The 23,819-nt window shown below is 72.0% G+C and carries 26 protein-coding genes; 11 read left to right on the top strand and 15 right to left on the bottom strand.

Annotated features, from left to right (window positions below; translation table 11 throughout):
- Positions 1-134: 134 nt before the first annotated feature.
- Complete coding sequence (locus ACFWJX_RS38080) at positions 135-329, bottom strand: hypothetical protein (protein WP_383251268.1); 195 nt, start codon at positions 327-329, stop codon at positions 135-137.
- Between the two features lie 116 nt (positions 330-445).
- Complete coding sequence (locus ACFWJX_RS38085; RefSeq protein ID WP_383251270.1) at positions 446-1,399, bottom strand: ROK family protein; 954 nt, start codon at positions 1,397-1,399, stop codon at positions 446-448.
- 200 nt (positions 1,400-1,599) lie between these two features.
- Between ACFWJX_RS38085 and ACFWJX_RS38090 the strand changes: the two genes are divergently transcribed.
- The 3 genes from ACFWJX_RS38090 (at position 1,600) to ACFWJX_RS38100 (ending at position 3,870) form a co-directional block, all read left to right on the top strand.
- A complete protein-coding gene (locus ACFWJX_RS38090; RefSeq protein WP_383251272.1) occupies positions 1,600-2,649 on the top strand; it encodes a LacI family DNA-binding transcriptional regulator in 1,050 nt (349 codons plus the stop codon).
- Positions 2,650-2,728: 79 nt separating this feature from the next.
- Positions 2,729-3,394, top strand: a complete 666-nt coding sequence (locus tag ACFWJX_RS38095) for a hypothetical protein (protein WP_383251408.1) — start codon at positions 2,729-2,731, stop codon at positions 3,392-3,394.
- An 86-nt stretch (positions 3,395-3,480) separates the two neighbouring features.
- Entirely contained in the window at positions 3,481-3,870 is a 390-nt protein-coding gene (locus tag ACFWJX_RS38100; protein ID WP_383251274.1) for a VOC family protein, read from the top strand.
- Positions 3,871-3,937: 67 nt separating this feature from the next.
- On the opposite strand, the gene ACFWJX_RS38105 is transcribed toward ACFWJX_RS38100, so the two are convergent.
- On the bottom strand, positions 3,938-5,242 hold the full coding sequence (locus ACFWJX_RS38105) for a DUF6986 family protein (RefSeq protein WP_383251276.1): 1,305 nt from the start codon (positions 5,240-5,242) through the stop codon (positions 3,938-3,940).
- A gap of 213 nt (positions 5,243-5,455) precedes the next feature.
- Here ACFWJX_RS38105 and ACFWJX_RS38110 point away from each other — a divergent pair, with 213 nt between their 5' ends.
- A complete protein-coding gene (locus ACFWJX_RS38110; protein WP_383251278.1) occupies positions 5,456-6,385 on the top strand; it encodes an endonuclease/exonuclease/phosphatase family protein in 930 nt (309 codons plus the stop codon).
- Positions 6,386-6,456: 71 nt separating this feature from the next.
- Here the strand turns inward: ACFWJX_RS38110 and ACFWJX_RS38115 are convergent, their stop codons facing one another.
- The 4 genes from ACFWJX_RS38115 to ACFWJX_RS38130 form a co-directional block, all read right to left on the bottom strand.
- On the bottom strand, positions 6,457-7,419 hold the full coding sequence (locus ACFWJX_RS38115; RefSeq protein WP_383251280.1) for an electron transfer flavoprotein subunit alpha/FixB family protein: 963 nt from the start codon (positions 7,417-7,419) through the stop codon (positions 6,457-6,459).
- A 50-nt stretch (positions 7,420-7,469) separates the two neighbouring features.
- Positions 7,470-8,258 (bottom strand): electron transfer flavoprotein subunit beta/FixA family protein, encoded by a 789-nt coding sequence (locus tag ACFWJX_RS38120; protein WP_383251282.1) that lies wholly within the window; start codon positions 8,256-8,258, stop codon positions 7,470-7,472.
- A 218-nt stretch (positions 8,259-8,476) separates the two neighbouring features.
- Positions 8,477-8,986, bottom strand: coding sequence for a flavin reductase family protein (locus ACFWJX_RS38125; protein WP_383251284.1), 510 nt, complete (start codon positions 8,984-8,986; stop codon positions 8,477-8,479).
- A gap of 213 nt (positions 8,987-9,199) precedes the next feature.
- Positions 9,200-9,613, bottom strand: coding sequence for a TlpA family protein disulfide reductase (locus ACFWJX_RS38130; protein ID WP_383251410.1), 414 nt, complete (start codon positions 9,611-9,613; stop codon positions 9,200-9,202).
- Positions 9,614-9,688: 75 nt separating this feature from the next.
- On the opposite strand from ACFWJX_RS38130, the gene ACFWJX_RS38135 reads away from it, so the two are divergent.
- The 3 genes from ACFWJX_RS38135 (at position 9,689) to ACFWJX_RS38145 (ending at position 12,178) form a co-directional block, all read left to right on the top strand.
- Entirely contained in the window at positions 9,689-10,102 is a 414-nt protein-coding gene (locus tag ACFWJX_RS38135) for a DUF4395 domain-containing protein (RefSeq protein ID WP_383251286.1), read from the top strand.
- Between the two features lie 193 nt (positions 10,103-10,295).
- A complete protein-coding gene (locus ACFWJX_RS38140) occupies positions 10,296-11,024 on the top strand; it encodes a 1-acyl-sn-glycerol-3-phosphate acyltransferase (RefSeq protein WP_086765783.1) in 729 nt (242 codons plus the stop codon).
- Between the two features lie 131 nt (positions 11,025-11,155).
- Positions 11,156-12,178: a hypothetical protein gene (locus tag ACFWJX_RS38145; RefSeq protein ID WP_383251288.1), complete on the top strand. Its 1,023-nt coding sequence runs from the start codon at positions 11,156-11,158 to the stop codon at positions 12,176-12,178.
- 10 nt (positions 12,179-12,188) lie between these two features.
- On the opposite strand, the gene ACFWJX_RS38150 is transcribed toward ACFWJX_RS38145, so the two are convergent.
- From ACFWJX_RS38150 to ACFWJX_RS38170, 5 genes are all read right to left on the bottom strand, one after another.
- On the bottom strand, positions 12,189-13,424 hold the full coding sequence (locus ACFWJX_RS38150) for a hypothetical protein (RefSeq protein ID WP_383251290.1): 1,236 nt from the start codon (positions 13,422-13,424) through the stop codon (positions 12,189-12,191).
- A gap of 50 nt (positions 13,425-13,474) precedes the next feature.
- Positions 13,475-14,047 carry a transglutaminase family protein gene (locus ACFWJX_RS38155; protein ID WP_383251292.1) on the bottom strand — a complete coding sequence of 191 codons (573 nt, stop codon included), beginning with the start codon at positions 14,045-14,047 and terminating at the stop codon, positions 13,475-13,477.
- Positions 14,048-14,145: 98 nt separating this feature from the next.
- On the bottom strand, positions 14,146-15,216 hold the full coding sequence (locus ACFWJX_RS38160) for a threonine aldolase family protein (protein ID WP_383251294.1): 1,071 nt from the start codon (positions 15,214-15,216) through the stop codon (positions 14,146-14,148).
- On the bottom strand, positions 15,213-15,959 hold the full coding sequence (locus tag ACFWJX_RS38165; protein ID WP_383251296.1) for an SDR family NAD(P)-dependent oxidoreductase: 747 nt from the start codon (positions 15,957-15,959) through the stop codon (positions 15,213-15,215). Before ACFWJX_RS38165 ends, ACFWJX_RS38160 begins: the two co-directional genes overlap by 4 nt.
- A gap of 38 nt (positions 15,960-15,997) precedes the next feature.
- A complete protein-coding gene (locus tag ACFWJX_RS38170; protein ID WP_383251298.1) occupies positions 15,998-17,395 on the bottom strand; it encodes a DUF6421 family protein in 1,398 nt (465 codons plus the stop codon).
- A 223-nt stretch (positions 17,396-17,618) separates the two neighbouring features.
- Between ACFWJX_RS38170 and ACFWJX_RS38175 the strand changes: the two genes are divergently transcribed.
- The gene (locus ACFWJX_RS38175) at positions 17,619-18,302 is read left to right on the top strand and encodes a glycerophosphodiester phosphodiesterase (RefSeq protein WP_383251300.1); all 684 of its coding nucleotides are present in this window, start codon (positions 17,619-17,621) and stop codon (positions 18,300-18,302) included.
- Between the two features lie 3 nt (positions 18,303-18,305).
- On the opposite strand, the gene ACFWJX_RS38180 is transcribed toward ACFWJX_RS38175, so the two are convergent.
- Positions 18,306-18,845, bottom strand: coding sequence for a GNAT family N-acetyltransferase (locus tag ACFWJX_RS38180; protein WP_383251301.1), 540 nt, complete (start codon positions 18,843-18,845; stop codon positions 18,306-18,308).
- A 72-nt stretch (positions 18,846-18,917) separates the two neighbouring features.
- Here ACFWJX_RS38180 and ACFWJX_RS38185 point away from each other — a divergent pair, with 72 nt between their 5' ends.
- The 3 genes from ACFWJX_RS38185 to ACFWJX_RS38195 all read left to right on the top strand — a co-directional run bounded on the left by ACFWJX_RS38185 (position 18,918) and on the right by ACFWJX_RS38195 (position 21,300).
- Positions 18,918-19,310, top strand: coding sequence for a VOC family protein (locus tag ACFWJX_RS38185; RefSeq protein ID WP_383251303.1), 393 nt, complete (start codon positions 18,918-18,920; stop codon positions 19,308-19,310).
- A gap of 71 nt (positions 19,311-19,381) precedes the next feature.
- Positions 19,382-20,146, top strand: coding sequence for a VOC family protein (locus ACFWJX_RS38190; RefSeq protein WP_383251305.1), 765 nt, complete (start codon positions 19,382-19,384; stop codon positions 20,144-20,146).
- Between the two features lie 107 nt (positions 20,147-20,253).
- Complete coding sequence (locus tag ACFWJX_RS38195) at positions 20,254-21,300, top strand: aldo/keto reductase (protein ID WP_383251307.1); 1,047 nt, start codon at positions 20,254-20,256, stop codon at positions 21,298-21,300.
- A gap of 12 nt (positions 21,301-21,312) precedes the next feature.
- On the opposite strand, the gene ACFWJX_RS38200 is transcribed toward ACFWJX_RS38195, so the two are convergent.
- Entirely contained in the window at positions 21,313-21,795 is a 483-nt protein-coding gene (locus ACFWJX_RS38200; RefSeq protein WP_383251412.1) for a MarR family winged helix-turn-helix transcriptional regulator, read from the bottom strand.
- Between the two features lie 332 nt (positions 21,796-22,127).
- Positions 22,128-23,804 (bottom strand): FUSC family protein, encoded by a 1,677-nt coding sequence (locus ACFWJX_RS38205; protein WP_383251309.1) that lies wholly within the window; start codon positions 23,802-23,804, stop codon positions 22,128-22,130.
- Positions 23,805-23,819 lie beyond the last annotated feature (15 nt).

Consider the following 23,819-nt stretch of genomic DNA (forward strand, 5'->3'; position numbering starts at 1 on the left):
TATCCCCCCCCCCCCCCGGGGGGCGCCCCCCCCCCCCCCCCCCTCCACCCCCCGGCGCGGGGGGGGGCGCCCGCCCGGGCGGGCGGGGGGGGGGGGGGGGGGCCCCCCCCCCCCACGGCCAGGTGCGGAATCCGTCAGTCGGTCTGGCCCAGGGCGTTCTCCTCGACCGCGAGACTGTCGCTGGCGATCGTGTGGTCGAGGGTGCTGAGGGTGTCCCCCACGTTCAGTCCGTCGAGGTCCTCACCGCCGAGGCCGTGCGAGGGGGTGATCGCCGCGACGACGAAACCGGTGGCGAGGGAGGCGATGGCGAGCATGCTGCGCTTCTTCATGCCCGGATCAACTGCGCAGCCCGCGTGAGGTCACGCGCCGACCGCGACACGCTCCGGAGCGGGCGGGACGTCCCGGTGAGGGAACGTTCCTCCGGGACGGCTGTCCAGGGCTCCGCTCAGACCCCGGCGGCCGTCATCTCCGGCCCGCTCGCCAGCGCCGCGGCGGCAGCGCCCACCAGCCCGGCGTCGGTCCCCATCTGCGCGGGCACCACGGTCAGCTTCCGTACGAAGGACAGGGTGGCGTAGTCGGAGAGGGACCGACGCAGGGGCGTGAACAGGACGTCGCCCGCCTTGCCGACGCCGCCGCCGATCACCGCTATGTCGATCTCGACGAGGGTCGCGGCGGCGGCGATGCCGGCGGCCAGGGCCTGGGCGGCGCGCTCGAAGGAGGCCACCGCGACGGGGTGGCCCGCGCGGGCCGCGGCGGCCACGGCGGCGGCGGAGGTGTCGCCGTCCGGGCCGGCCAGCCAGCCGTTCTCCAGGGCCCGCCGCGCGATGTTCGGCCCGCTGGCGATGCGTTCCACGCAGCCGCGCGCCCCGCACGGACACGGGTCGCCGTCGAGATCGACGCTGATGTGGCCGATGTGCCCGGCGTTGCCGGTGGGGCCGGGATGCAGCCGGCCGCCCAGGACCAGACCGCCGCCGACGCCGGTGGAGACCACCATGCACAGGGCGTTGTCATGGCCGCGGGCGGCGCCCTGCCAGTGCTCGGCGGCGGTGATCGCCACGCCGTCGCCGATCAGCTCGACGGGGAGGTTCCCGGTGGCGGCCCGTACCCGCTCGACCAGCGGGTAGTCCCGCCAGCCGGGCACGTTGACCGGGCTCACCGTGCCGGCGGAGGCGTCCACCGGGCCGGCGCTGCCGATGCCGAGGGCACGGGCGCGCTCCCACAGCGGCGAGGCCGTCAGGTCCCCGAGCACCTGCTCGACGGCCCGCATCACGGTGTCGCCGTCCTGCTGGGCGGGCGTGGGCCGCTGGGCGCGGACCAGAATCGCGCCGTCGCCGTCCACCAGGGCGGCGGCGATCTTGGTGCCGCCGATGTCCAGCGCGGCCACGAGGTCGGTGTGCATCAGTCTCGGTTCTCCCCGTCAACCATCGGAAAAGGGCTGGCCGGTCCAGCGGTGGGGACGTGGGCCGGGATTGCGGTGGACAGTCTCTCCCGCATCTGACAACGTTGTCCAGGCCCTATGCTCGTCGGCACATCCTCACCCACCTCCCGGGACGCACGCACCGCAGGCGTCTCCGCGGACAACAGGACAGGACCCGCACCGTGCCCGAGACGCCCCGCCGCGCAGTCGGCATCTCCGGAAACCGCTACGGCAATCGTCCCACCATGAAGGACGTGGCGGCACGCGCGGGGGTCGGACTGAAGACCGTCTCGCGCGTGGTGAACGGCGAGCCGGGGGTCACGCCGGAGACGGAGCGGCGCGTCCAGGAGGCCATCGACGCGCTCGGCTTCCGCCGCAACGACAGCGCGCGCGTCCTGCGCAAGGGCCGCACCGCCACCGTCGGCCTGGTCCTCGAAGACCTCGCCGACCCGTTCTACGGCCCCCTCAGCCGGGCCGTGGAGGAGGTGGCGCGGGCGCACGGCGCGCTGCTCATCAACGGCTCCAGTGCCGAGGACCCCGACCGGGAACAGGAGTTGGCGCTGGCGTTGTGCGCGCGCCGGGTGGACGGCCTCGTGGTCATCCCGGCCGGTGACGACCACCGCTATCTGGAGCCGGAGATCAAGGCGGGCGTGGCGACGGTGTTCGTGGACCGGCCCGCGGGGCGGATCGACGCCGACTGCGTCCTGTCGGACAACTTCGGCGGGGCCCGGGAGGGCGTCGCCCACCTCGTCGCGCACGGGCACCGCAGGATCGGCTTCATCGGCGACATGCCGCGCATCCACACCGCGGCCGAGCGGCTGCGGGGCTACCGGGCGGCGATGGAGGACGCGGGGATAGCCGTCGAGGACGCCTGGATGTCCCTGGGCGCCACCGATCCCGGGCGGGTCCGCCGGGCGGCCGAGCAGATGCTGTCCGGGCCGGCACCGGTCACCGCCGTGTTCTCGGGCAACAACCGGGTCACGGTCACCGTGATCCGGGTGCTCGCCGAGCAGAACCGCCGTGTCGCCCTCGTGGCCTTCGACGACCTGGAGCTGGCCGACCTGCTCCAGCCGGGCGTCACGGTGGTCGCGCAGGACGCCGCCGCCATCGGCAGTACCGCCGCGGACCGTCTGTTCCGGCAGCTGGACGGCACTCTGATCGCCCCCGAGCGCATCGAACTGCCCACCCGGCTCATCACCCGTGGCTCGGGCGAGCTGCCCCCGGCGGACTGAGCCCGGCGTGGAGGGACACGAGGAGGACCGCACGCTGGAGGCGCTCGGCCTGGCCGACGCCCCGCGTGACCATCCGCTGATGTATCCCGGCGTCTGGCCGACGGAGTCCGGGCTGCTCGACGGGGACCGGCTGTTGCCGCTGGACCGCCTGACGTTCCCGGACCGGACGCCCGTCCTGGCCGTCGGCTCCAACGCCTGCCCCGGTCAACTGCGGCACAAGATGGCCGCGTTCGCCCTCACCTCGCCGATCCCCATGGTCCGGACCCGGGTCACGGGCATCGACGTGGGCGTGTCGGCGCATGTGAGCATCCTGGGGTACGTGTCCGCGTCCCCCGTCCACGCACCCGGTGTCACACGGGAGTTGTTCGTCATCTGGCTGGACACCGAGCAGCTCGCCGTCGTCGACGCGACCGAGCCGAACTTCGACCGGGTCCGGCTGCCCGAAGCGTCGGTACGGATCGGGCTGGACGACGGTGGGACGCTGTCCGGGGTGTTCGCCTACGTCAACCGCCACGGCGTCCTGCACAGCGGCGACGGAGTGCCGCGCGGCCATCCGGGACAGCACTCCCTGATCACCGAACTCCTGCTGGGATCAACCGAGTTGAGGCGGATGTTCGGCGTGACGCCGGAGGAGTTCTGCGTCCGCGCCAGGGCCGACGCGCGGCTCTGCGAGCGCGGTACACAGCTGTTCGCGAAGGAGCGGATGGTGACCCGTTCCGGGCTGGAGCACCTCCGCGTCCGTTAGGATCATCACACGGCATCGCGTGTCGGTCACCGGCTGGGTGAGGCATGGAGGTGCCCGTGAGTTTGCCTTACGGAGGCATTCCACACATGTCTGTAGAGCTGAACCACACGATCGTCCACTCCCGTGACAACCGGGAGTCCGCCGAGTTCCTCGCCCACATCCTGGGACTCGAGGTCGGGGCCGAGTGGGGCCCGTTCATCCCGGTCGCCACCAGCAACGGCGTCACCCTGGACTTCGCCACCATCCCGGCGGAGTCCATCGCCATGCAGCACTACGCGTTCCTCGTCTCCGACGAGGAGTTCGACGCCGCGTTCGCGCGGATCAGGGAAGCCGGGATCACGTACTTCGCCGATCCGCACGGAAAGCAGCCGGGTGAGATCAACCACCACCACGGCGGGCGGGGCCTGTACTTCATGGATCCCGCGGGGCACGGGATGGAGATCATCACCACTCCGTACACCTTTCCCGAGCAGTAGCCGGGACTGAACACCGAAGGCCGGCCGGAGCGGCCCACGCTCCGGCCGGCCCTCCCGCTTTCCGCGGTTACTGCCCGGACGCCGTCAGATCGCCCCGGCGCGGTGCCGCGTAGCCCTCCAGGGCGGCTCGTGTGAGCCCGGTCGCGTCGGTCACCTCGGCCGCGTCGAGGGCGCCGCAGTCCAGGCCCCGCAGCAGGTAGCCGCTGAGGGCCTTGGCGGTCGCCGGTTCGTCCATCACGTCGCCGCCGGCCCGGTCGGCGTACCGGGAGAGGCGCTCGGCGGCCTGCGCGAACCCCTCGCGGTAGAAGGCGAAGACGGCCGCGTAGCGGGTCGGGATGTGGCCGGGGTGCATGTCCCAGCCCTGGTAGTAGGCGCGGGCCAGGGCGCGGCGGGTGAGGCCGTAGTGCAGGCGCCACGCGTCGTGGACCTGGCCGGTGGGGCCGACCGGCAGGACGTTGGTGGAACCGTCGGAGACGCGTACGCCGGTACCCGCGGCGGCGACCTGCATGACGGCCTTGGCGTGGTCGGCGGCCGGGTGGTCGCCGGCCTGGTGGGCGGCGGAGACGCCGAGGCAGGCGCTGTAGTCGAAGGTGCCGTAGTGCAGGCCGGTGGCGCGGCCCTCCGCGGCCTGGATCATGCGGGCGACGGTGGCGGTGCCGTCGGCGGCGAGGATGGCCTGGCTGGTCTCGATCTGGATCTCGAAGCCGAGCCGGCCGGGGGTGAGCCCACGCGCCTTCTCGAAGGCCTCCAGGAGCCGGACCATCGCGGTCACCTGCTCGGGGTACGTCACCTTCGGCAGCGTCAGCACCAGCCCGTGGGGCAGGCCGCCGGCCTCCATCAGGCCGGTGAGGAAGATGTCCAGGGTGCGGATGCCGCGGTCGCGGACGGCGGCCTCCATGCACTTCATGCGGATGCCCATGTAGGGGGCGGCCGTGCCCTTGGCGTACGCCTCGGCGATCAGCCGGGCCGCGCGGGCGGCCGCCTCGTCCTCCTCGGCGTCCGGGCGGGGGCCGTAGCCGTCCTCGAAGTCGACGCGCAGGTCCTCGATCGGCTCGCGCTCCAGCTTGGCGCGCACACGCGTGTACACCGGCCCGGCGAGTTCACGGGACAGGCCGAGGACTGCGGCGAACGAGGCGGCGTCGGGGGCGTGCTCGTCGAGCGCGGCGAGCGCCCGGTCGCCCCAGGAGCGGAGGGTGTCGGCGGCGAAGGCGTCCCCGGGGACGTAGACGGTGTGGACGGGCTGGCGGGTGCCGGGGTCGCCGGGGTAGCGGCGTTCGAGTTCGGCGTCGACCGGGGCGAGGGAGGCGCTGATCTCCTCGCTGACGGCACCCGCGAGGCTCGTCGACACCGTCTCCTGCTGACCCTGACCCATTCCCACACCCTTCTGTTTTCCGCTGTACGGAATCAACAATCCGTTGAACGAAGCTAACCGTGGTGCTTCTCGTGGGTCAACACCCTGTCCACGCCCTGATCCCTTCCCTCTCTTGCCTCCCTTCCCGCCCTCCGCCGACTTCCGGCGCGAGGCCCTCTTCCGTTCGCGCGTTCGTACAATCACCCTGGCGCACGAGGGCGAAAGGGGGGCCACTTGGCGGACAGCTCAGGACTCACGCGGCGCACGGGACTGAGGACCGTGGCGGCCGCCGCCGTCGGCGTTCCCCTGATCGGCACGCTCCGGGCCTCGTCGGCCGTCCGGGTCCCCTCGGCCGAAGGCGAGTCGATCAGGGAGGCTGCCGTCGTCCCGGACCTGGACGTCATGACCTTCAACCTCCGGTTCCCCAGCACCAGGGAACCCCACAGCTGGGCGGCCCGCCGTCCGGTGATGCGCGCCCTGCTGCGCGCGGCGGCGCCCCATGTCATCGGCACCCAGGAGGGCGAACCGCCTCAACTGCGCGACATCCAGGCCGACCTCGGAGCCCACTACGACTGGATCGGCACCGGCCGCGGCGGGGGCGACGACGAGTCGATGGCCGTCTTCTACGACACCCGGCGGCTCGCCCCGGTCGAGCACGCCCACTTCTGGCTCTCCGACACCCCGACCGTGCGCGGCTCCAACACCTGGGGCGGGGCCCATCCCCGGATGGTCACCTGGGTCCGGTTCCGCGATCTGAAGGCGGCCGGGCGGCAGTTCTGCCTCGTCAACACCCACCTCGACAACGCCGGCCAGTACGCCCGTGAACGCGCCGCCGCGATGATCGTCGAGCGGCTCGCCGCGTTCGATCCCGGCCTGCCCCTGCTGGTGACCGGCGACTTCAACGCCCCCGCGCACCGCAGCACGATCCACGACACCCTGCTGGGCGGCGGCCTCGTCGACACCTGGGACACGGCGGAGCGGCGCGGCCCGGCATACGGGACGTTCCACGCGTACCGGGGTCCACAGTCCGGCGGGGACCGTATCGACTGGATCCTGGCGACGCCGGGGGTCACGGTCCACCGGACGTGGGTGGACACCTTCTCGCTGGACGGCCGGTACCCCAGCGACCATCTGCCGGTGTGCGCCTCGGTGACCCTGGGATGAGGACCCCGGGACGAGCCGAGGCCCCCGCGACCGGCTCGGTCACGGGGGCCTCGTACAGCGGCGGTCGGGGATCAGCCCTTGCGGGCCTTGATCTCCTCGGTGAGCTGCGGGACGACGTCGAAGAGGTCGCCGACGACGCCGTAGTCGACCAGGTCGAAGATCGGGGCCTCGGCGTCCTTGTTGACGGCCACGATCGTCTTCGAGGTCTGCATGCCGGCCCGGTGCTGGATGGCGCCGGAGATGCCGTTGGCGATGTAGAGCTGCGGCGAGACGGACTTGCCGGTCTGGCCGACCTGGTTGGTGTGCGGGTACCAGCCGGCGTCCACCGCGGCGCGCGAGGCGCCGACGGCCGCGCCGAGCGAGTCGGCGAGGGCCTCGATGATCGCGAAGTTCTCCGCGCCGTTGACGCCGCGGCCGCCGGAGACGACGATCGCGGCCTCGGTCAGCTCCGGACGCCCGGTGGACTCACGGGGCGTGCGGCCGGTGACCTTGGTGCCGGTCGCCTGGGCGGAGAAGGTCACCGCGAGGGCCTCGACCGCACCGGCGGCCGGGGCGGCCTCGACGGCGGCGCTGTTCGGCTTCACGGTGATGACCGGGGTGCCCTTGACGACACGGGACGTGGTGGTGAAGGACGCGGCGAACACCGACTGGGTGGCCACCGGGCCCTCGTCGCCGGCCTCGACGTCGACGGCGTCGGTGATGATGCCGGAGCCGGTGCGCAGCGCGAGGCGGGCGGCGATCTCCTTGCCCTCCGCGGAGGACGACACCAGCACCGCGGCCGGGGAGACGGCCTCGACGGCGGCCTGGAGCGCGTCCACCTTCGGTACGACGAGGTAGTCGGCGTACTCGGACGCGTCGTGCGTGAGGACCTTGACCGCGCCGTGCTCGGCGAGGACGGGCGCGGTGTCGGCGGCGCCGTTGCCGAGGGCCACGGCGACCGGCTCGCCGATACGGCGGGCCAGGGTCAGCAGCTCCAGGGTGGGCTTGCGGACGGCACCGTCCACGTGGTCGACGTAGACGAGGACTTCAGCCATGGGATTGCTCTCCTGCGAAACGAAGTGAGGGGCGGTCGGCGAGTGGGGACTCAGATGAACTTCTGGCCCGCGAGGAACTCGGCGAGCTGCTTGCCGCCCTCGCCCTCGTCCTTGACGATCGTGCCGGCGGTGCGGGCCGGACGCGCGGTCGCGGTCTCGACCTTGGTCCAGGCACCGTCCAGACCGACCTCCTCGGCCTCGATGTCGAGGTCGGACAGGTCCCAGGACTGAACCGGCTTCTTCTTGGCGGCCATGATGCCCTTGAAGGACGGGTAACGCGCCTCGCCGGACTGGTCGGTGACCGACACGACGGCCGGCAGGGAGGCCTCGAGCTGCTCCGAGGCGGTGTCGCCGTCGCGGCGGCCCTTGACGGTGCCGTCCTCGACGGAGACCTCGGACAGCAGGGTGACCTGCGGAACGCCCAGGCGCTCGGCCACCAGGGCCGGGACGACGCCCATGGTGCCGTCGGTGGAGGCCATGCCGGAGATGACCAGGTCGTAACCGGCCTTCTCGATCGCCTTGGCCAGCACCAGGGAGGTGCCGATGGCGTCGGTGCCGTGCAGGTCGTCGTCCTCGACGTGGATCGCCTTGTCGGCGCCCATGGACAGGGCCTTGCGAAGCGCGTCCTTGGCGTCCTCGGGGCCCACCGTCAGGACGGTGATCTCCACGTCGTCGTCGGAGTTCTCGGAGATCTGCAGCGCCTGCTCGACCGCGTACTCGTCGAGCTCGGAGAGCAGACCGTCCACGTCGTCCCGGTCGACGGTCAGGTCATCGGCGAAGTGCCGGTCGCCAGTGGCGTCGGGCACGTACTTCACAGTGACAACGATCCTCAAGCTCACGCCGGCTCTCCTACTGCATCGTCAGTTCTGGCTGCCTTCTTTCAGGCAGCATAGGCGCCACAAGCGGCCGATCCCGATCGGGGCGGCCTGCGCTCCCGAACGAAATATTACTCGTCAGTACACCTAGTTCCTGCCCGCTAAGCAAGCGCTTTGAACTGTGACCTCTGCAACGCAGCGTAATCGGAACCCGAGGGCCCCGCAGGAGCGCCGGACAGTGATCAATCCCGCAGAGCGGTGAAACGCCCCTGGTGGTAGAGCAGCGGGCGGCCCGCGCCCGCGGGATCGCCCAGGACCACTTCGGCCAGGACGATCCGATGGTCCCCCGCGGGCACGCGCGCGACGACCCGGCACACCAGCCAGGCCAGCACGTCGTCCAGTACGGGAACCCCCTCGGGGCCCTCACGCCAGGACGTCGGTGCGCCGAACCGGTCCGCGCCGCTGCGCGCGAAGGTGGCGGCCAGCTCCCGCTGGTGGTCGCCGAGTATGTGCACGCCGACATGGCCGGCCGCGGAGACCGCCGGCCAGCTGGAGGCGCCGGTGCCGATGCCGAAGGAGAGCATCGGCGGCTCGGCGGAGACGGAGGTGAGGGAGGTGGCGGTGAAGCCGGCCGGCCCGGTCTCGCCGGGCGCCGTGATCACGGCCACGCCGGCCGCGTGGCGGCGGAAGACGGAGCGCAGCAGGTCGGGGGAGGCGAGCTGAGGGGTGCCGAGGTCGGGCGTGGCCGTCATGGAGCTGTCCTGGTCCTTCTGCCGGGGGCGACGAGCGGGTGCGTGGCTGCTCAACGGCCCGGACAGCGCGCGCTCGCGGTACGGACGAGGTCGACGTGCACCCGTCCGTGGAGAAGGAGTTCCTCAGGCATACGGTCAGGCTGACGATAGGTGGCGCGTGCAGTCAAGTGCGTTCCGGCATCCGGGAGCCGGTTCACCGGCGGCGGCACGTACTCACACCGCCTCGCCCAGGGCCGCGATCACGTCGGCCTTGCGGGGCTGTCCGGTGGCGCGGCGCACGACGTGACCGTCGGCGTCCAGGACCAGCACGGTCGGGGTCTTGAGGACGGCGAGTTCCCGGACCAGGTCGAGGTGCGCCTCGGCGTCGATCTCGATGTGGGTGACGCCGGGGACCAGGTCCGCCACCTCGCCGAGGATCCGGCGCGTCGCCCGGCAGGGAGCGCAGAAGGAGCTGGAGAACTGCACGAGCGTGGCCCGCTCGCCGAGTTCGCCGCCCAGCCGGTCGGCCCCGAGCCGCTGTCCTTCGTCGCGCCCTCGCACGCGCACCCTCCCGCTCCGCCGTCGGTGCACCACTCCGCAGGCGCTCGCCACCGCGAGCACCGCCACGCACACCATGAGTCCGGTCATCATCCGCACAAGCATTCACCAGACTGCAAAGATTCCCGACTCCCCCTGGCCTTTCCGTTGCGGAATGCTTGATTCATGGACATTGATGCGAGAGGGCCGCGGTTCGGGGCGGCCGTCACGACCGTCGTGCTGGCGGTCGTACTGATCACCCAGAACCCGTGGCTGCTGGCGTGGCAGACGCTGGCGTTCGGGCTCGGCGCGGCCGGCGGGGTCGGCCGCTCGCCGTACGGCTGGGCGTTCCGGGTGGCCGTCCGCCCGAGGCTCGGGCCGCCCACGGCTTTCGAGGCGCCGCAGCCGCCGCGGTTCGCGCAGGCCGTGGGCCTGACCTTCGCGGGGGTGGGTCTGCTCGGCTTCGCCCTGGGTGCCGACTGGTTGGGGCTGGCGGCGACCGGGGCGGCACTCGCGGCGGCGTTCCTCAATGCCGCTTTCGGGTACTGCCTGGGCTGCGAGATGTACCTGCTCGTACGGCGGATGACGGTACGAGTGTAGTAAAGGCGAGTTAAAAGCCCGAGGTGGATCAAGGGGGCGGACGTGACGAGAATCTCGCGGTTAGCGGGCGCGAGGACTGGCTACCCGGCCGTTCTTCGGGCACGATCTGCGAGATGCCGTAAACCTACGGCTGCGTAACTTTGCCGCCGGGGAGCCGTTCCCGGGCAGAGATCAGGAAGGGTTCGCCTCGCCCATGGCAGAGCTTGTCTACCGCCCCGTCGTCGGCCTCGCCCAGACACTGTTCAAGGTCTGGGACCTCAAGATCGACTGCCAGGGGTCGGAGAACATCCCGCGCTCGGGCGGAGCCGTGCTGGTGAGCAACCACATCAGCTACCTCGACTTCATCTTCAACGGCCTCGCGGCCCTCCCGCAGAAACGTCTCGTTCGTTTCATGGCGAAGGAGTCCGTCTTCCGCCACAAGGTCTCCGGCCCGCTGATGCGCGGCATGAAGCACATCCCGGTGGACCGCAAGCAGGGCGAGGCCGCTTACGCCCACGCGCTGGACTCGCTGCGCTCCGGTGAGATCGTCGGCGTCTTCCCCGAGGCCACCATCTCGGAGTCGTTCACGCTGAAGACCTTCAAGTCCGGCGCCGCGCGCCTGGCCCAGGAGGCGGGCGTGCCGCTCGTGCCGATGGCCGTGTGGGGGACGCAGCGGCTGTGGACCAAGGGCCACCCGCGCAACTTCAAGCGCAGCCACACCCCGATCACCATGCGGGTCGGCGAGGCGCTCGAGGCCTCCCGCGACAAGTACGCGGGCGCGATCACCCGCCAGGTGCGCGAGCGTGTCCAGGAGCTGCTGGAGGCCGCCCAGCGCGCCTACCCGGTCCGCCCCAAGGACGCCAACGACACCTGGTGGATGCCGGCCCATCTGGGCGGTACGGCTCCGACACCGGAGCAGGTGCGCGCGGCCGAGGCCCGCTGACCTCCTCCCCCGCCCCCGGGGACCGGCACGGCGGTCGATAGGGTCCCGGCCAGGAACCGGAAGCCCGGTGTCCGTGGCCCTGTGCGGCCATCGGCCGGGCTTCGTCTGCCGAACGCGCTACGGGGGCGAGGATGCGGCGCTGGATCAAGGTGTCGATGGCGGCTGTGCTGGTGCTCGGTCTGGCCGGCTGGATCGCCCGGCCCTACTTCGACGAGTGGTGGACGATCCGCACGGCCTGTGACGGGGTGCTGCCCGGCGACGCCGTGCGCGACCTGCTTCCCGAGGACGCGCGGGTGAAGGACAGCTCGTCGGGCGGGGTGGAGCAGCTCGGTGACTACAGCTGCGACCTCTCCGTGGAAACCGAGCACAGCGGGGACTGGGCGCTGCTGGGCCTCAGGGCCTACACGCTGCGCGACGACCAGGACCGGGCGTTGATGCGGGTCTTCCCTGAGAGCGGCCTGGAGTCGCAGGCGGCGATGCCCGAGGGCCTGCCCGGGTTCATCGGCCGCTTCAGCACCCTCACGTTCCTGCTGCCCTGCCCCGACCTGGGCAAGGACGCGGACGGACGACAGCGCAAGATGCTGGTCAGTGCCGGGATCAACAACAACGCCCCGTGGCGTCAGCCCGCGGCCTACGAGGTGGCCGTCGCCTTCACCAACTCCGCTTCGGAGCACGTGGGCTGTGGGGCGCAGCCGCTGAAGGTGCCGAAGGGGGTCAGCCCTGCCGACCCCCATGAGGAGAAGCCGAAGACGATTCCGCTCGCCGCCGCCCGTGACACGCCCTGCGGCTGGCCGGCCGACGCGGGTCTGCCGGACGCGGCCCGCTGGAAGCTCGACGTCCAGCTCAACGACGGGGCACCGACCGGCCGTTGCGACCTCACCCTCGGGGACGACCACACCGATGACAGCGCGAAGGGGATGAACTTCGTCGCCTGGTTCGGTGACTGGAGCACCCGCCTCGTGACCGATGACGATCTCTTCAGCCCCGCACTGACGGCGAGTGCCCGCTGCGGTGGTGAAGCCGCCCACTTCGCACTCGACGCCTCCAAGGACATCCCTGGCGTCGACGCGGCGAAGCAGCGGGCGCTGCTGGACGCGTTCGCCCGGACTCAGGCGGAACGGCGGGGCTGCACGGACCTGAAGGCCGCCGGCTGACGCCCGGAGGTCACCTGGTCATCCAGAGCGCCCGTACGTAGCGGTTGTCGATGACCTGCCGCAGGGCGGTGGCGCGTGCCGCCGGTATCCGACGGGCCGCCGCCCAGGCGTCCAGCACGCTGTTCAGCTGGTGCCGGGCGTCCATGAGGTCCTTGTCCGCCCGCCCCGAGGGCTTGCGCGCGGCGATGGAGGCCATCGGCGGCCGGCTGGTCACCTGCCGCTCCCCCGCGAGGTAGACGCCGGGGGTGTACCGGCGTACGGCCGCGTCGAAGGCCGTGAGGTCGGGGATGGTGCCGGTGCGGGCGTGCTGGGACCTGTATGCCATCAGGGCGCCGATCCGGTCCGTCATGTGCTCGATGTCGCTGTCGACCCAGTACGTCTGGGGCGAGTCGTACCCGTCCTTGCTGTTGCCCGGCTTCGGGTGGTAGCCGGAGTCGCTGCCCCGTCCGTCGAGCCGCTCCAGGTAGTAGGCGAACCAGGCGCGCTCGGCGGCGTAGAGGATCGCGAACGCCTGTGGGTCCTTGGCGAGTTCAGCGATCAGATCCACCGGGTCGGCCTTGACGTACGTGTGGGGCTGGGTGTGCTCGAAGTCGGCATGGGCCTCGCCGGGGGCGAGGAAGCGGCCGTAGGTCGTCCAGCCCTCGTCGTTCGGCCGCGCCGACTCGGCGGAGACGGCGGGCAGGTCGGCGTCGGCGGCGACGCTGAGGAACCGGTGCTGGTCGACGATGTACTGCCCGAGCATGCGGGCGACGCCGGGTGCCATGCCGTCGGGCAGCTCGGCGTCGTTCGAAGCGGCGACCGCCGCGAAGGCGGCGCGGGCCTGGGCGAGGGTGTGCGGTGCGTCGGGGCCGGTGGCGCGGGTGGCCGCGTCCACGACCGCGCCGAGCACCTCGCCGCCGTCGCCGCAGGGGTGTTCGTGCGCGAGGAGCGCGCGTACGGCGCCGAAACGCCTCAGGTCGTCGCCCGGGTCGAGGGCGCGGGTCGCGGCCGCGGGGTCCCCGGCGAGGGCGCGGGTGGCGGCCGGGATCTCCTGGCAGGGCGGGCCGTCGTCCGAGCCGGCGAGCACCAGGGGCACGGCGACGCCGGTGGCGACCAGGGCGAGGGCGACGGCGGAGGCGAGCAGCCGGTGTTTCTTCAGCCGGCCGAGGAGCGTCGGGGGTACGGGGTCCGCCGGCGGCCCGCCCTCGTGCCGCAGTTCGTCGTTCCCGTCCGCATCGGCCTCTCCGGCCTCTCCCCCATTGCGCATGCCGGGGAGGTTAGCGACTGCGACCGGCCGGGTGCGCGGCGGGGGTGTCCTCACAGCGTGGTGGGGAGCGTCTTCCAGAGGTGAGGGCGGTCGGAGGCGGCCCGGAGCGCGCGCAGGACGGGCAGGGGCGGTGCGGCGTACAGGACGGGGTGGTCGCGTTCGCCGGCGGCGGCGTCGGGGAGGAAGGCCAACTGTTCGCCGTCCAGGGAGAATTGGGCGTTCACGCCGGGCTTGTTCCCGCGTGGGTCCTGCCGGTGCCAGGCGCCGTTGAAGCGGACGGCGACCAGTCCGTGGACGACGTCGAACGTCTGGTAGCAGAGCGCGGTGGGGATGTCCTCGGCTCGCAGCAGGGCGGTCAGTGCGTGGGCTTTGGCGTAGCAGATGCCCGTGCGCCGCTCCAGTACGTCGGAGGCGCGCCAGGTGACCCGCAGGTCGCCGGAGTCCTGCGAGTGGGGGATGGTGTCCCGCACGAACTCGAAGGCCAGCCGTGCATAGGCATACGAGTCGTCCGCGTCCTTCGCCAGCCGCGCGGCGGTGTCCCGGACCAGCGGGTGGTGATGGTCGATGACCTCGTCGGCGGCCAAGTACGCGGACAGGTCGGGGGTTTCCTGGATCAGCTCCATGCCTGGAGAGCATAGGAACACGATCACCCGAACGTCAATTACTTTTCAGGCAACCGCATATCTATGCACTCTTCGGTTCTGCTGTTGTCGGCCTGCCTTCAGCGGGCCATCTCCTCCTTGAGCGCCGCCACGAAGGCGTCCACGTCCTCCTCGGTCGTGTCGAAGGAGCACATCCAGCGGACCACGCCCGCCGACTCGTCCCAGAAGTAGAAGCGGAACCGCTTCTGGAGGCGCTCGCTCACGTCGTGCGGCAACTTGGCGAAGACGCCGTTGGCCTGGACCGGATAGAGGATCTCCACGCCGTGCGCCGCGCGCACACCCTCGGCCAGGCGCTGCGCCATCTCGTTGGCGTGCCGGGCGTTGCGCAGCCAGAGGTCCTTGGCGAGCAGAGCCTCCAACTGGACCGAGACGAAGCGCATCTTGGAGGCGAGCTGCATGGACAGCTTGCGCAGGTGCTTCATGTGGGAGACGGCGTCCTGGTCGATGACCACGACCGCCTCGCCGAACAGCGCGCCGTTCTTCGTCCCGCCGAGCGAGAGGATGTCGACGCCGACCGCGTTGGTGAACGTCCGCATCGGGACGTTCAGGGAGGCGGCCGCGTTGGCTATGCGGGAGCCGTCCAGGTGGACCTTCATGCCGTGCGCGTGGGCGTGCTCGCAGATCGCGCGGATCTCCTCGGGCGTGTACAGCGTGCCCAGCTCCGTGCTCTGGGTGATCGAGACGACCTGTGGCATCGCCCGGTGCTCGTCCTCCCAGCCGTACGCCTGCCGGTCGATCAGCTCGGGGGTGAGCTTGCCGTCCGGCGTCGGCACGGTGAGCAGCTTGAGGCCGCCCATGCGCTCCGGGGCGCCGCCCTCGTCCACGTTGATGTGGGCGCTCTCGGCGCAGATCACCGCACCCCAGCGGTCGGTGACCGCCTGGAGCGCGACGACGTTGGCGCCGGTGCCGTTGAAGACCGGGAACGCCTCCGCCGTAGGCCCGAAGTGGCCGCGGACGATGCGCTGGAGGTTCTCGGTGTAGTCGTCCTCTCCGTACGCCACCTGGTGGCCGCCGTTGGCCAGGGCCAGGGCGGCCATCACCTCCGGGTGGGCGCCGGCGTAGTTGTCGCTGGCGAAACCGCGGACCTCCGGGTCGTGATGGCGACGCGCGTCGGTCCGGGGTGGGTTCACGGCTTCTCGGTGAGCCACAGACGGTGTCCGTTCACTTCGGCGGCGGGCTTCTCCCAGACGTCGGCGATGGCCTCGGCCAGGTCCTTGACGTCGGTGAATCCCGCGAACTTCGCGTTGGGCCGGTCGGCGCGCATCGCGTCGTGCACCAGCGCCTTCACCACCAGGATCGCCGCCGCGGAGGTCGGCCCGTCGGGGCCCCCGGCCTTGCGGAAGAAGTCGGCCATCGACAGCGTCCACGCCTCGGCGGCGGCCTTTGCGGCGGCGTACGCCGCGTTGCCCGCGGTGGGGCTGCTCGCGCCCGCGGCGCTGATCAGGACGTACCGGCCGCGGTCGCTGCGCTGGAGCGCCTCGTGGAAGGCCAGGGTGGTGTGCTGCACGGTGCGGATGAGCAGCAGTTCCAGGAAGTCCCAGTCGTCGAGACTGGTCTTGGTGAAGGTCTCGCTGCCGCGCCAGCCGCCGACGAGGTGCACCAGACCGTCCACCCGGCCGAAGTCCTTCTCGACGCGCGCGGCCCACTCCTGGGTGGACCGCAGGTCGAGCAGGTCGACCGGTTCGCCCATGACGGTCGCGCCGCCGGAGGCGTAGCTCGCCGCGTCCACGGCTTCCGCGAGGCGCTCCGGATCGTTGTCCGCGCCCACCACCGTCGCGCCCGCCTCCGCGAGCCTGATCAGTGCCGCCCGGCCGGCGGGTCCGCCCGCGCCGGCCACCGCGATCACCGCACCGCTGAGAGCCCCGTTCCCCATGGTCCTCGCCTCCTGAGCGTTCTCGGTACGCAGGTCGCTCACGCGGCGATCCGCTCGGCACCGTCCGCCGTGATGCCCCTGGTGGAGGCGATCACGTTCTTCAGCTTCTTGGAGAGTGCCTCATAGAACATGCTCAGCGGAAACTCGTCCGGAAGCACGTCGTCGACGAGCTTGCGCGGCGGCTGGGTCAGGTCCAGGGCGTCCGGGCCCTTGGCCCACTTGGAGCCGGGGTGCGGGGCGAGGTAGGTGGAGACCAGCTCGTAGCCGGCGAACCAGTGCACGAGCTTGGGCCGGTCGATGCCGTCGCGGTAGAGCTTCTCGATCTCGGCGCACAGCTCGTTGGTGACCTGCGGGGCGCGCTGCCAGTCGATGTGCAGCTTGTTGTCGGTCCAGCGGACGACGTCGTGCCTGTGCAGGTAGGCGAAGAGGAGCTGGCCGCCGAGGCCGTCGTAGTTGCGCACGCGCTCGCCGGTGACCGGGAAGCGGAACATGCGGTCGAAGAGGACCGCGTACTGCACGTCACGGGCCTGCGGGACGCCGTCGGCCTCCAGCTTCACGGCCTCCTTGAAGGCGGTGAGGTCGCAGCGCAGCTCCTCCAGGCCGTACATCCAGAACGGCTGGCGCTGCTTGATCATGAAGGGGTCGAAGGGCAGGTCGCCGTGGCTGTGGGTGCGGTCGTGGACCATGTCCCAGAGCACGAAGGCCTCCTCGCAGCGCTTCTGGTCGTGGACCATGGCGGCGATGTCCTCGGGCAGTTCCAGGCCCAGGATGTCCACGGCGGCGTCCGTGACGCGGCGGAAGCGGGCGGCCTCGCGGTCGCAGAAGATGCCGCCCCAGGAGAATCGTTCCGGCGCCTCTCGGACGGCGATGGTCTCCGGGAAGAGGACGGCGGAGTTGGTGTCGTAACCCGCCGTGAAGTCCTCGAAGGTGATGCCGCAGAACAGCGGGTTGTCGAAGCGGGTGCGCTCCAGCTCGGCCAGCCAGTCCGGCCAGACCATGCGCAGCACGACCGCCTCGAGGTTGCGGTCCGGGTTGCCGTTCTGCGTGTACATCGGGAAGACGACCAGGTGCTGGAGTCCGTCCGCACGGTTCGCGGCGGGCTGGAAGGCCAGCAGCGAGTCCAGGAAGTCCGGCACCTCGAAGCCGCCCTCGGCCCACCGGCGCAGGTCCCGCACCAGGGCGCGGTGGTAGTCCACGTCGTGCGGGAGCAGCGGCGACAGCTCCTCGACCGCGGCGGCCACCCGGTTCACGGCCTCTTCGGCGTCGGCGCGCTCGGGGGCATCCTCGGCCGTGAAGTCGATCGATCCGTCCTTCGCCTGCCAGGGCCGGATCCGCTCCACGGCATCCTTGAGCACGGGCCAGGCCGGGTGCTCCACCACCCTGGCCACGGGAGGAACCCGCTCCTCCGTACCCACCTGCACAAGAATCTGCGTCATGTCCCATCCTCCACAGGAGAACCTCACGTCTGGACACCGTACGCATAAGAGGTTTCCTCCAGCAAGATGACCTTCGGGAAATTATCCTGCGTGACGTCATGGTCACCGCGTTTTTTCCTGCATGTCATCGTGTGGGCAGATGCTTTCGGCGCGGGCCGCTGGGTAGGGATCCCCGCGGTGCGCGCGCCGGCGCACCGGTCCGTCCAGGGAAGCGAGCCACCTCTTGAACCTCCTCACCATCGGCCACCGCGGCGTCATGGGCGTCGAACCCGAGAACACCCTCAGGTCGTTCGTCGCCGCCGAGCGGGCCGGTCTCGACGCCGTCGAACTCGATCTGCACCTGAGCAAGGACGGCGCGCTCGTGGTCATGCACGACGCCGACGTGGACCGCACGACCGACGGCAGCGGGCCGATCGCGGACCACACCCTCGCGGAGCTGCGCGCCCTGGACGCGGGACTCGGCGAGCGGGTGCCGGTCTTCGAGGAGGTCCTGGCCGCGGTGTCGGTGCCGCTCCAGGCCGAGATCAAGGACGTGCAGGCGGCGCGGGCACTCGCCGAGGTGATGCTCGAACGGAACCTGGTGGAGCGGGTGGAGGTGTCCTCGTTCCACGACGAGGCGATCGCCGAGATCGCCCGGCTGGTGCCCGGGGTGCGCACCGCGCTCATCGCAAGCCGCTACCACCGGGACATCGTCGAGCGGGCGGTGGCGGTCGGGGCCGCGACGGTGTGCCTGAACCTGCGGCGGCTCACCCTGGAGATCGTCGAGGAGGCCCGCGGGCACGACCTGCGGATCATCGGCTGGGTGGTCAACACGCCGGACCAGCTCCGGCTGGTCCGGGCCTTCGGCCTCGACGGCGCGACCACCGACCGGCCGGAGATCAGGCACACCGGCCGCCTCACGGCGTGAACCTCATCCGAGGGGCTTGACCAGCAGCTCGAACTCGAGGTCGTCGCGCTGCGGGATGCCGAAGCGCTCGTCGCCGTAGGGGAACGGCGTCATCCGTCCGGTACGGCGGTAGCCGCGCCGCTCGTACCAGGCGATCAGGTCCTCGCGCAGGGAGATCACCGTCATGTGCATCTCGGTGACGCCCCAGTCGGCGCGGGCCCGGCGCTCGGCCTCCTCCAGGACCGTCCTGCCGAGACCGCCGCCCTGGACGGTGGGGCTGACCGCGAACATGCCGAAGTAGGCGTGGTCGCCGCGGTGTTCGAGCTGGCAGCAGGCGACGATCCGGCCCGCCTGCTCCACGGTCAGCACCCGGGTGCCGGGCGACTTGATGACCTCCAGGACGCCCTCGGGATCGGTGCGCTGTCCCTCCAGGAGGTCCGCCTCCGTGGTCCAGCCGGCCCGGCTGGCGTCCCCGCGGTAGGCCGAGTCGACGAGCGCGACCAGCGCGTCCACGTCGGCGTCGGTGGCGTCACGGAAGCTGAACTCGGTGGCGGTGGTGTCCATGCGGGGCTCTCCGGATCATCTGTCGCGCGGCTGGGCACCGCCGAGCCTAACCGGCGTCTAGGCTCCCGATGCATGGTGCATGTACTCAGCAGTCGAATCCTTCTCCACCCCACCGACCCCGAGCGCTCCCGCGCCTTCTACGGGGAGCAGCTGGGCCTCCCCGTGTACCGCGAGTTCGGTACGGGCCCGGAGCGGGGCACCGTCTACTTCCTCGGCGGCGGGTTCCTGGAGGTCTCCGGGCGGGCGCAGACGCCGCCGGACCCCGCGGTACGGCTGTGGATGCAGGTCCCGGACGTGACGACGGCCCACGAGGAGCTGACGGCCACCGGGGTGCGGATCGTCCGGCCTCCGGTGAAGGAGCCGTGGGGCCTGGTCGAGATGTGGATCGCCGACCCGGACGGTACGCCGATCGTCCTGGTGGAGGTGCCGGCCGACCATCCGCTGCGCTACCGCCCGGGTATCTGACCTCAGGGGATGCCGCGGAGCGGGCTCGGGCTTAGCGTGCTGGAGGGGGTGCTCCCTGCGGAAGGAACGCCATGAAGCTCGACGCGCCCGTGCCCGGTGGGCCCTGCTGGGCCGAGCTGGGGACCGATGACCTGGCCGCCGCCCAGCGGTTCTACACGGAGTTGTTCGGCTGGCGGTGCGAGACCGATCCGCGGCAGGAGGCGGGCGGCTACACCGTCGCGCATCTCGGGGACGCGGCCGTCGCCGCGCTCACCCCGCTCTACCAGCAGGGCCGGCCGGTCGCCTGGAACGTGTCCTTCGGGGTGTCCGACGCCGACGTCACCGCGCGGATGATCGAGGAGGCCGGGGGCAAGGTGCTGGTCGGCCCGATGGACGTGTTCGACGTGGGCCGTTTCGTGGTCGCCCTCGACCCGGGCGGCGCGGCCTTCCAGCTGTGGCAGGCCCGCACCTTCCCGGGCGCGGGGCTGTTCAACGCGCCCGGCTCGCTGGGCTGGGTGGAGCTGCTCACCCGCGACACCGCGCGGGCGGAGGCCTTCTACACGACCGTGTTCGGCTGGACCGTGGCCACCTCGGAGCACTACACGCAGTGGGGCGTCGGCGGCGCCGACTTCGGCGGCATGATCACGATGGACGACAAGTTCCCGCCCGAGGTGCCGCCGCACTGGCTGCCGTACTTCGCGGTGGCCGACGTGGACGCCTCGACGGCGGCGGCCGGCCAGGCGGGCGGCACGGCGCTGACGGAACCGGCCTCCGTGCCGAACGGCCCACGGATCGCGGTGCTGCGGGATCCGCGGGGAGCGGTGTTCGGCGTGTACCGGGCCGACGACGAGTACTGAACCGGCACCTGGGTTTGCCTTCGAGCGCGCTTCAGCCCCTAGCGTCTGTCCCACCAGTGCCTTTCGAATGACTTTCAGTCGAATGCCTTTCAGGGGGGAACCACGGCATGCGGTACACACTGTTCGGCCGGACCGGTCTGCGCGTGAGCGAGCTGGGCCTCGGCGCGATGACCATGGGCGGCGACGGAGGCTGGGGCGCGGACCGGGAGACCAGCGCGAAGATGCTGGACGTCTACGCGCGGGCGGGCGGCAACTTCGTCGACACGGCCAACATCTACACCGGGGGTGACTCCGAGCGCTTCCTCGGCGCACTGCTCGAAGGGCGGCGCGACGAGTTCGTCCTCGCCAGCAAGTACGCCTGCGCGATCCGCGAAGGTGACGTCAACGCCGCCGGCAACCACCGCAAGAACCTCGTGCAGTCGGTGGAGGCGAGCCTGGACCGACTGCGCACCGACCGGCTGGACGTGCTGTGGGTCCATGCCCGCGACCAGTTCACCCCGGTCGACGAGGTCATGCGCGCGCTCGACGACCTCGTGCGCGCGGGCAAGGTGCTCTACATCGGCGTCTCGGACTGGCCCGCCTGGGAGATCGCGCAGGCCAACACCCTGGCGGAGCTGCGGGGGTGGACGTCGTTCGCCGGTTCGCAGCTGCGGTACAACCTGCTGGAACGCACCCCCGAACGCGAACTCCTGCCTCAGGCACGGGCCTTCGACCTGGCGGTCCTGGCGTGGGCGCCCCTCGCGGCCGGGAAACTCACCGGGAAGTACCGGCGGGGCGAGTCCGGCCGGCTGGGGTCCGGTGAGGAGGACCAGCGCGAGGCGGCGGTGATCAGCGCCGTCCTGGAGATCGCGGAGGAGGGCGGCTGGAGCCCGGCCCAGGTGGCCCTGGCCTGGCTGCTCGGCCGCCCCGGGAACGTCGTGCCGATCGTCTCGGCCACCAGGGAGAGCCAGCTCGCGGACAACCTCGGCTGTCTCGACGTCCGCCTGGACGCCGACGCCGTGGCCCGCCTGGACGAGGTGAGCGCCGTACCGCTCGGCTTCCCGCACGACTTCCTGCGCGACCCGGGCGTCACCCGCACCGTCTACGGCGACCGCTGGCGGAGCATCGACGACCGGCGCTCCACGTACCGCCGCACGGTCCACGACGTGCGGTGACCCACGGCGCCCTCAGATCCGCAGCGCCTGCATGTGCCCCTCCAGCCGGCTGAGCAACTCACCGAGAAGTCCCGCCAGTTCATCCTGCCGGTCGGCGTCCAGGGCGGCCAGTACGGCGCTCTCGTAAGCGAGTTGCTCGGGCATGATGCCGTCGACCAGGGCGCGGCCGGCCTCGCTGAGGCGCAGGTGGGCGACGCGGCGGTCCCGGGTGTCCCCGCGGCGCTCGACCAGGCCTCGTTCGGTCAGCTGCTTGACGCGTTTGGTGACGGCGGCTCCCGAGGAGAACGTCTCGCGGGCGAGTTCACCGGGGGTCAGCTCGTGACCGGTGCGGCGCAGCGCACCGAGGAGATCGAACTCCGCCCGGCTGAGCCCGGCACGCCTCAGCGGGGCGTCCTCGGCCTGCTGCAGGAGCGCGGCACAGCGGTTGACGCGCCCGATGATCTCCATGGGCCCGGTGTCCAGCTCGGGCCGCACGGCCTGCCACTGCCGCACCACGGAGGCGACGGTGTCGGTACGGGCGCCGTCGCCACGGGGGGCGGGGCGACCTGGCGTGGCGTCGGGCCCGGCGGGCTGCGCTCGCTCGACCTCGGCCCCGGCCCCGGCCCCGGCCCCGGCCCCGGCCCCGGCAGGCTCGCTCTGCGCGGTGGGCTGCCGTTGCGCGGCGTCGTGGCCGCCGAGTGGTCCTTGCGTGGTCTCGTCCCGGCCGACGGACCGCTCCTGCGCCGCGTCGTCCCCGGCAGGACGAGCCCGATGTCCCCGCGTCCCCCCGCCACCGCCGGCCGGCCCGCCCGCGTCGTCCCCGTCCACAGGCTGTCCCTGCGTCGCCGTCATGGCCGTACGTCCTCCGCTCTCGCCTCGTTGTGCCGGGTCAGGAGGAGTCCCTGGCGCCGGACCGTCGCGGCGAGCGTACGGTGTCCGGCCTGTTCGGCCGCGACGACCCGCTCCTGTGGCAGGGCGTGCTGCCACCACTCGCCGGTCGCGGCGTCGGCGGTGGCGCGCAGGTCGACGAGTGCGGCGGCGAGGCCGCGGCGGGCGGACTCCAGGGCCGCCGGGGCGGGGCGCGGCCGGGCGAGGAGGCGGGCGGCGGCTTCGCGGGCGCGTTCGGCTGCCGTCAGGGCGTGGTCGAGGCGGTCGCCGGAGCGGCGGTTGGTGACGACGACGGCGGCGACGAAGCCGACCAGCGCGCCGACGAGGGTGTCCACGACCCGCTCGGTGATCAGCGTGCCGGCGTCCTGGTAGTGGGCGAACTCGGTGATGAGGAGCGCCATCGGGGTCACGCAGACGCTGCCGAGCCAGTAGTTGCGGCTGATCAGCGCCTCCGCGCCGAAGTTCAGGGCGAGGCAGGTGAGGACCAGGGCCGTCTGATGGAGGTGGGCGAGCGGGACGATCGCGGCGAAGGCGAGGACGCCCACGAGGTTGCCGACGACACGCTGGACGCCACGGCTCCAGGTGAGGGTGACGTTGGCCTGGTAGAGGGATGCGGCGGTGACCAGGGCCCAGTAGGGGCGGCCGATGCCGAGCGCGAGGGAGACGTAGCCGGCCAGGGCGCAGCCGAGGGCGGTGCGGACGGCGAGCGGGGCGAGGGGGCCCAGGCGGCGCCACCACCGCGGTTGGGGGGAGGCGAGTTCGGTGTCCACTCCGAGGAGTTCGTCGTCGTCCAGGAGGTCGCGGGGGCGTGGGACGGGTCCGGTGCCTCGCAGCGCGCGGGCCCAGCCGCGCAGCCCTACCGGGTCGGTGTCGGTGGGCGCGGCGAGGGCCACCTCGGCGCGGACCAGGAGCCGTTCCAGGGCCCGGCCGGTGTCCCCGTCGCGGGCCGACAGCAGGGTCTGCCAGGCGGCGTGCACGGCGGCGGCCGCGGCCGCGCGGGTGCGGGCGTGGCCCTCGCCGGTACCGCGCGTGGCGGCGTACGCGGCGGCCGCGTTCAACGCCTGCGCGGTGGCGCGGCGCTCCGGGCCGTGCGGGCGCAGGAGCCCCGGCGCCATGCCGACGATCCAGGACCAGCCGCCCACGGCGAGGGCGAGACCCAGGTGGCCGGGGATCTGCCCGAGGGTCTGCGGGGCGAACAGCGCGGCGGAGCTGATGAAGGTGAGGACGACGTTGCCGGGCGGGCCGATCCTGGTGGCGTCGCACAGCGTCTTCTGTGCGGCGGCGAGGAGTGCGCCGACGGTGACGAGGACGACGGCGTTCGCCGTGAGCGCGGCCGCGAGCAGCGCCACGGCGAGCCCGCCGGTCATGCCGAGCACCACCAGCGCCAGGACGCGGGCGCGCGCGGCGTAGGGGCGATGGTGGGCGTACAGCGCGCACAGGGATCCGGCCATCGTGTACATCGCCAGGTCGAGGCGGCCGAGCGCCAGCAGGATCAGGTTGGGCGGGGCGACCGCGGCGACGACGCTGAACGCGGGCTTGAACCAGATGTCGGAAGGGCGCCCGAGCCGCAGCACACCGGCCAACGGAAGACGGACACGGGGACGGGGTTGCCGGGGGGTCGCACTGCTGCTGCTCACTTCACCAATTTAGCA

Origin of the sequence: Streptomyces sp. NPDC058335, from assembly GCF_042723915.1 — a bacterium.
Classification (GTDB): domain Bacteria; phylum Actinomycetota; class Actinomycetes; order Streptomycetales; family Streptomycetaceae; genus Streptomyces.